We start from the raw sequence: 7,366 nt of genomic DNA on the forward strand, positions 1-7,366 counted from the left end.
GTTCCATGTCCAAGCCAGACTGGTCTGCCGCAACCGGCAGTCTCGATCTCGACACATTAACCGAGGCCTACGCTGCCGGCACACTGACGCCAACCATTATCATCTCCGCCATCTATAACCGTATCGCCTCGCGTGGTGACGATCACGTCTGGATTCATCTGATATCGCGAGAAGACGCATTGAAGGCCGCGGCAGCTCTTGAAGCTGAGGGTTATGATGGGCGGCCCCTTTGGGGCATCCCGTTCTCGGTCAAGGATTGCAACGACGTTATCGGCTTGCCCACCACAAATGCGCTGAAAGAAAGCGCATACATTGCCACGTCCAGTGGGCAAGCGATCACCCGGCTGTTCGATGCTGGCGCCATCCTGATCGGCAAGACCAACATGGACCAGTTCGGCATCGGTCTCGTCGGCATGCGCACACCCTATGGAGCCTGTTCATCGGTCTTCGACGAGCGCTACATTTCCGGCGGCTCAAGCTCTGGCTCTGCCGTCTCGGTCGCTGCCGGCCTTTCAAGCTTCTCGATCGCCAATGACGCCGCCGGGTCCGGCAGGGTGCCTGCCGGCTTCAACAACATCGTCGGCATCAAGCCGACGCCGGGTCTCGTCAGCAATGCCTGCGTCTCCGGCGGCGGCTGCGTCAAGACCATCGAGACGCTTGCGGTTTTCGCACTCACCGTCGACGACGGCATGAAGGTAACAGAGCTAATCTCCGGCTATGACCCTACCTATCCGTTTTCCAAGCCTGAAGCGGACGCGGTCAAACTGACGCCCGCTGCGCCGCCGCCACGATTCCGCTTCGGCATTCCGAAGGGGGCTGCCCTTCGCTTCTTCGGCGACACCGAGGCCGAGCGCCTGTTTCGCGAAGCCGTTGCTCGGATGCAGGCCCTAGGCGGAGATGTGGTAGAGGTCGATTTCACCCCCTTTGAGGAAACGCAACGCATTCTCTACGAAGGCCCCTGGATTTGCGAGCGCGCCCTCAGTCTCGATGCCGTGCTGGAAGAACACCGCGATGCCATTCACCCCGTGACACGGCAGATCCTCTCCAATTCAGGCAAGTTCACGGCCCTCGATACTTTTGCAGCCATCCACCGCATTGCCGAACTCAAGCGCGATACGCGGCCCATCTGGGAGGATATTGCCGTCCTGATGGTGCCGACGACGCCAACCATCTACACGAAGGATGAGATCACCGCCGACCCGATCGCGTTGAACGCCAGGCTCGGCATCTACACGAACTTCGTCAACCTGATGGGCCTCTGCGGCATTGCCGTCCCCAACGGTTTCCGCGACGACGGATTGCCGTTGGGCGTGACGTTTCTCGCGCCAGGGTTCCAGGAGGCCAACGCGGCGGGGATCGCCGCTGCTTTCCACCGCGCCACCGGGCTTCCGCTCGCCATGTTCGACAACCCCTACCCCAACACTGCAGCCCGGCCGCTCGATGAAGATTATCGCGAGATTGCCGTAGTCGGTGCCCATCTTTCCGGCATGCCGCTCAATCACGAACTGACGACACGCGGCGGCGTCTTCCGGCGGACGGCCAAGACAAGCAATGCCTACAGGCTCTATGCCTTGACTGGCACCGCACCACCCAAACCGGGTCTCATCCGCGCGAGGGAGGGCGGCGGCCCCATCACGGTCGAAATCTGGGCTTTGCCAGCTGCCGGCTTTGGCGATTTCATCGCCCGTATTCCGGCTCCCCTTGGCGTCGGAAAGCTCTCGCTTGAGGATGGCACGGAAGTCACCGGCTTTTTGTGCGAAAGCACGGCCATCGCCGGTCAGCCCGACATCACCGCTCATGGTGGCTGGCGTGCCTACCGCCAGAGCGTTGCGGCTTAGGAATGAGGGGCGAACTCCACAGACTACCCGATAAACTCGAACTCTGGAAACACGCATATGCCTGACCCCGGCTTATCTCAATCCGGATATCGGCATTCCTGCAAGGAAGGAAAAAACAATGGTCTTTGATTGCTTTGGCGACCGCAAGAAGGTCGTGATCTCCATGGCGCATATTGGTGCGCTTCCCGGCTCGCCGCTCTATAATGCGGACGGCGGCGTTCAGAAGCTGATCGACGACGTCATGACGGATGTCGAGAAACTGCAGGACGGCGGAGTCGATGCCATCATGTTCGGCAACGAAAACGATCGACCCTATGTTTTCAAGGCTTCCCCCGAAAGCATCGCCGCGATGACTGCCATCGTTCAGGCGATCAAACCCGCCATCAAGGTTCCCTTCGGCGTAAACTATCTTTGGGATCCGTCGGCAAGCGTCGCCATCGGTGCGGTAACCGGGGCGAGTTTCGTGCGCGAAATCTTCACCGGCCTGTTTGCCTCTGACATGGGGTTATGGCAGCCGGACTGCGCGAGCGCATCGCGACTTCGCAGTTCGCTTCGTCGCGACGACATGAAACTGCTTTTCAACATCAATGCCGAATTTGCCTATTCGCTCGATCAACGACCCATCGCACTGCGGGCCAGGAGCGCGGTGTTCTCGTCGCTCGCCGACGCGATCCTGGTGTCCGGTCCGATTACCGGTCAGCCCGCCGAACAGTCCGACTTGCGCTCGGTCTGCGAGGCCGTGACGGACGTGCCGGTCTTCGCAAACACCGGCGTCAATCTCGACAATGTCCGCGATGTCCTGTCCATCGCGCAAGGCGTGGTGATCGGCACGCATTTCAAGATTGACGGCAATACCTGGAACGCTGTTGACGGCAGTCGTGTCAAGCGGTTCATGGATTTGGTCGAAACGCTGCGCTAGATTGGAGATTGGCGAATGACCATGGTTCTTGGCCTCGATATCGGAACGACCTCGACCATCGGCATTCTGCTGCGACTGCCCGACAAGGTCCTTGCCACCGCGTCCCGTCCCGTTTCCCTGCGATCACCGCAGATCGGCTGGGCGGAGGAGGATCCCGCTGAGTGGTGGGAAAACGTTCGCTCGATCGTTCCGGAGCTTCTGGAAAAGAGCGGGGTGCAGGCAAGCGACATCATGGCAATCGGCACGACAGGCATGCTTCCGGCCGTGGTGCTGCTCGATTCTGCCGGGACGGTAATCCGGCCCAGCATCCAGCAGAGCGACGGACGTTGTGGTCTTGAGGTAGGCGAACTGAAGGTCGAATGCGATGAAGAGGCATTCCTGGCAAAAGCGGGAAACGGCATCAACCAGCAGCTCGTCACGGCCAAGTTGCGATGGATCGAACGCCATGAACCAGAGAATTTCAAGCGCATTTCGACGGTTCTCGGCTCTTACGACTATATCAACTACCGGCTAACGGGCGCGCTTGCCGTGGAGCAGAACTGGGCACTCGAAGCGGGATTCGTCGATATCACGCGGCACGAGATCGACGACACCCTCGTCGCACTCGCGCATATACCGCGCTCGGCCATCCCGCCGAAGCGAGCGTCGCACGCGATCACGGGTCATATCGATGAAAGAGGCGCGCGCGAGACCGGCCTTGCCATCGGAACGCCGGTCGTTGCCGGAGCGGCCGACATGATCGCTTCGGCGCTTGGCGCTGGCGTCGTCGACGCGGGCGATGTGCTTCTCAAATTCGGCGGCGCCGTCGATATTTTGACGGCGACAGATGTTGTGCGCCCAGACACCCGCCTTTTCCTCGACTACCACCTGGTGCCGGGACTTTTCATGCCAAATGGATGCATGTCGACCGGCGGCTCGGCGCTGAACTGGTTCATCGAAACCTTTGCTGGTGGGGAAAAAGAAGCCGCGAACGCCGCCGGGCTGACGATCCATCAGCACCTTGACAGGATGGCGGATAAAAAAAATGCCGGCGCCGATGGGCTGACGATCCTGCCTTATCTGCTCGGCGAGAAAACGCCCATCCACGATCCCGCCGCACGAGGCGTGGTCGAAGGTCTGACCTTGTCGCATGATCTCGGCCATATCTGGCGGGCTCTGCTCGAATCCTATGCCTATGCCATCCGGCACCATATCGAGGTCCTCATCGACATGGGCCATAAGCCGGTCCGCTTTTTCGTCTCGGACGGCGGCGCGCAAAGCAAGATCTGGATGCAGATCGTTGCCGATGTCCTGGAAGTTCCTGTCCAACGCCTATCCGGCCATCCGGGCTCCTGTATCGGCGCGGCCTGGACGGCCGCCATCGGTGCAGGACTGACGGACGACTGGGGCGGCATCACCGGTTTGGTCACCTTCGCCGAACAGTTGCGGCCGAATGCGGAAAATCGGCCCAATTATAGAAAGGCGTATCGTCGCTATCGCGACGTCTACGAGAAGCTTTGTCCTCTTTGGCAGTGACAAAGGCCGCCCTGATTACCCGGGCAAGGCTCGCCGCGATGGGCGGTGCAGCGCTGGCTTCTTCTGCAAGATTGGCCGGCAAATAGGTCGACGGATCGCCGCTGAGGCAACTTCGTTGCGGCGATTGTCCAAAGATAGTTAGTCGCCGCGGCATCGACTTCAAAAAAAAGCGGCGCCTTCAAAAAGCGCCGCTTCGAGATATGGATCCGACAAAAAGGCGTCAGGCGCCAGCGGTCTGCGCATGGGTGGCAAGTTGCTCGTCGTGGTTATTGAACAGCACATGCACGGCGTCGTGCCCCGCTGGCGTGTAGTTCTGCAGCGTGGCCACCACATGGGTCTCCGAACCGGTGTTGACGCTGATCTTCGTCGAATTGGATGCTGTGTCGACCGCCGCCGTCATCGACGCGACTGCACTCGCCTCGGTCATGCCCGGATGATCGCCGACCAGCGCGTTCAAAAGGTTAGAGACATCCAACTTGTCGCCCTCTCCCTTCGGACTGAAGTCGGTAATGACATCGGCCATGTTCAGGTTGTGCAGGGCCTTGGCATCGAGCACGAAGGTATCCGCGCCAGCGCCGCCGGTCATCGTGTAGCCGCCGCCGCTCGTCAACGTGTCGTTGCCGTCGGTGCCGTAGAGTTGGCCGACACCTCTGAAATCGATCTCGGCATAGGCGCCGTCGTGGCTGAGTAAGAAGTCGTTGGCCGAGTAGTCGCCAGTTAGGCCGACGGTGGCAATATGGGCGCCGTCGGTGACGATCAGCACGCCGCCGGTTTTTGCCGCGTTCTCGGTATAGGAGAAGCTTGCCGTTGCAGCGGAGATGTCGCCGAACCGCAAGGCATCGTTGCCATCGAGACCTGCGATCGTGCCGGTAAAAGCAACAGCGTGATCGATGGTGATGGTGGCCTGGGCGTCCGTGCTGAGGCTGATCGCCTGGCTGAACGAGCCGCCGATTTCGAGGCTGGCGTGACCCGATAGCAACACCGTGCCGCGGCCGCTGACATTGCCTTCGAGATCAATGTTCCCGCCATTCGCCCACAGTACGCCCTCATTGATGACGCTGCTGTGTATGTCGAGGCCACCAGCCCCGGTCGCCTCAAGCATGCCGGTGTTGTTCACCGCGTTGACGCCAGTGTCGATAACAAGTGCGTGGCTGCCGTCAGCAATGATCGTGCCCTCGTTGACCAGGCTCAGGTGAGCATCGCCGAGCCGACCGGCACCCGAGATAATGTTATCAACATTGGTGAGCGTGACACTGTCACCGCTGCCGAAGATGACGTTGTGCGCATCGTCGGACAAGATCACCGTGCCGCCGCCGGTCAGCGTGAGGCCGTGCTGGACAATTTCGAAGGCCGTCTCGCTTCCCATCGAGGCGAGATGGATGCTGCCGGTGTTGTCGAGCGTACCACTGAACGGCATCAGCGCTCCGTTGGCGACCACCATGTCCCCGGCATTGTGTGTTATGACCTCTTCGTTGAAGAGGAAGTCATCCGCCGTAAGAGCCGCGGCGCTGACACCTGCCAAGGTGATGGTCTCACCATTGCCTAGCGTGATGACGGCACTGCCGGACGCATCGCTCGACAGATGGGCCAGAACGTCCGCGAAGCTGTCGAAGCCCGCAAAGCCGATTAGGTCGATCTTGTCATGCGCCACATCGAAGTTGTGCACGACGTCCTCGCCGATAGTATTTGCAAAGACCAGCGTGTCGTTGCCGCTCGATGCGGTGAGCGTATCGTCGCCCGACCAGGCGAAGATCGGCGAACCCTTGGCATAGGCTTCGACATTGTCCGCCACTGTGGCCATACCGGTTGTGCCGTCCGCATTGATCCAGGTCTCTGTGATCTGGAGGACCACCGCGCCGGTTACACCATCGGGCGAGGTCACCGTCAGCGACGACGGATTATTCGTCACGACGGACCAGGTACCATCGGCATTGTGCGTGCCCTCGCTCAGCGTCCAGCCTGCCGGTACTCCGGCAATGCTCATCGTCACCGCACCGACGTGGTTAGACGGATCGGCAAGAGCGAGATTGATCGCCTGGCCGGACATACCGGCCGGCTTGAAATTCACCACATTGCTGTCTGTGCCGGCGTTGCCGGCAAGATCGGCATAGCTGTCTCCCGAAACTGAGGCAGACTTCCAGCCGTTGTTCCAGTTCCAAATACTCGCTGTATAGATGTCCTGACCGGAGGCATTCACGCCGACATGCTTGAAGTCGTATAGTGAGTAATTATTATTTTGAGTGACATCATTGATATTGAACCCGGACACTGCCTCACTGAAGGTGAAAGTCATCACGCCGCTATTCTGCGTGATGACAAGTGTTGGGTGAGTCGTGTCGATCTTGATATCATAGACGTCGCTCGGCGAGAGCGCGGTTGGTACGCCGGCATCCGTGATCGAGGCCCGGAAGTTGTAAGTCGATCCATTCTTCAGCGTCGGTGTGGCAATATCGACGTACCCATTGCTGATATTCGCCGATGTCAAGATGACTACCGGGCCAAGCACAGTCGTATTGTTATAGAGCTGCACCGTATCCCCAGCGACGGCACCGGTTCCGCTCAGGCTCACCCGGATACCAAGGGTGGTATCGTCGGTGATCGCACCATTCGCAAGGTTGCCTTGGATCGGGCCGTAGTTGTCGGTAACGCCGATGATGTTTGGCGCCGACACAGGTTGCTTTGCGCCGTGGACGGACACAACAATATCCTGTGAAGCCGTTCCGTCCACGGAGGCAACTGTCAATTTGTCCGTAACAGTTTGGCCTGCGTTCAATGCCTGCACATTTGCCGCGGAATTGTTGAGCGCGTAGCCCCAAACCCCGGTCGTGGCATTAAATGTGAACGTACCATAGGTCCCATTCAGCGACGATGGTGTTTGGAAATGGTTCTCACCATAGTCCACATCGGCAACGTTCAACACACCGGTGGCCGTCAACTGGCCATTTTCGGTGACCGAGCCGCTTGCCGTGCCGGAGATCGACGCTGCATCGTTCGTGCCATTGACCGTCACCACGACCGTCTGCGTCGTGATACCACCCTGACCATCGCTCAGCTGAACCGTAAAGCTTTCCTGCGGATGGCTCGAAGCCGTGAG

4 protein-coding genes are annotated in these 7,366 nt (G+C 59.7%); 3 read left to right on the forward strand and 1 reads right to left on the reverse strand.

What is annotated here, in order from left to right; all coding sequences use genetic code 11:
• The first annotated feature begins 5 nt into the window (after window positions 1-5).
• From atzF to GA0061101_RS19300, 3 genes are all read left to right on the forward strand, one after another.
• Window positions 6-1,838 carry an allophanate hydrolase gene (gene atzF, locus GA0061101_RS19290; protein ID WP_092574553.1) on the forward strand — a complete coding sequence of 611 codons (1,833 nt, stop codon included), beginning with the start codon at window positions 6-8 and terminating at the stop codon, window positions 1,836-1,838.
• Between the two features lie 118 nt (window positions 1,839-1,956).
• Entirely contained in the window at window positions 1,957-2,757 is an 801-nt protein-coding gene (locus GA0061101_RS19295; protein ID WP_037200917.1) for a BtpA/SgcQ family protein, read from the forward strand.
• A gap of 15 nt (window positions 2,758-2,772) precedes the next feature.
• Window positions 2,773-4,272 carry an FGGY-family carbohydrate kinase gene (locus tag GA0061101_RS19300; protein ID WP_092574554.1) on the forward strand — a complete coding sequence of 500 codons (1,500 nt, stop codon included), beginning with the start codon at window positions 2,773-2,775 and terminating at the stop codon, window positions 4,270-4,272.
• Window positions 4,273-4,492: 220 nt separating this feature from the next.
• Here GA0061101_RS19300 and GA0061101_RS19305 read toward each other — a convergent pair.
• The coding region (locus tag GA0061101_RS19305; RefSeq protein ID WP_167669574.1) for a VCBS domain-containing protein at window positions 4,493-7,366 on the reverse strand (2,874 nt) is incomplete at its 5' end.

It is taken from the genome of Martinezella lusitana (genome assembly GCF_900094565.1).
Taxonomy (GTDB): domain Bacteria; phylum Pseudomonadota; class Alphaproteobacteria; order Rhizobiales; family Rhizobiaceae; genus Rhizobium; species Rhizobium lusitanum.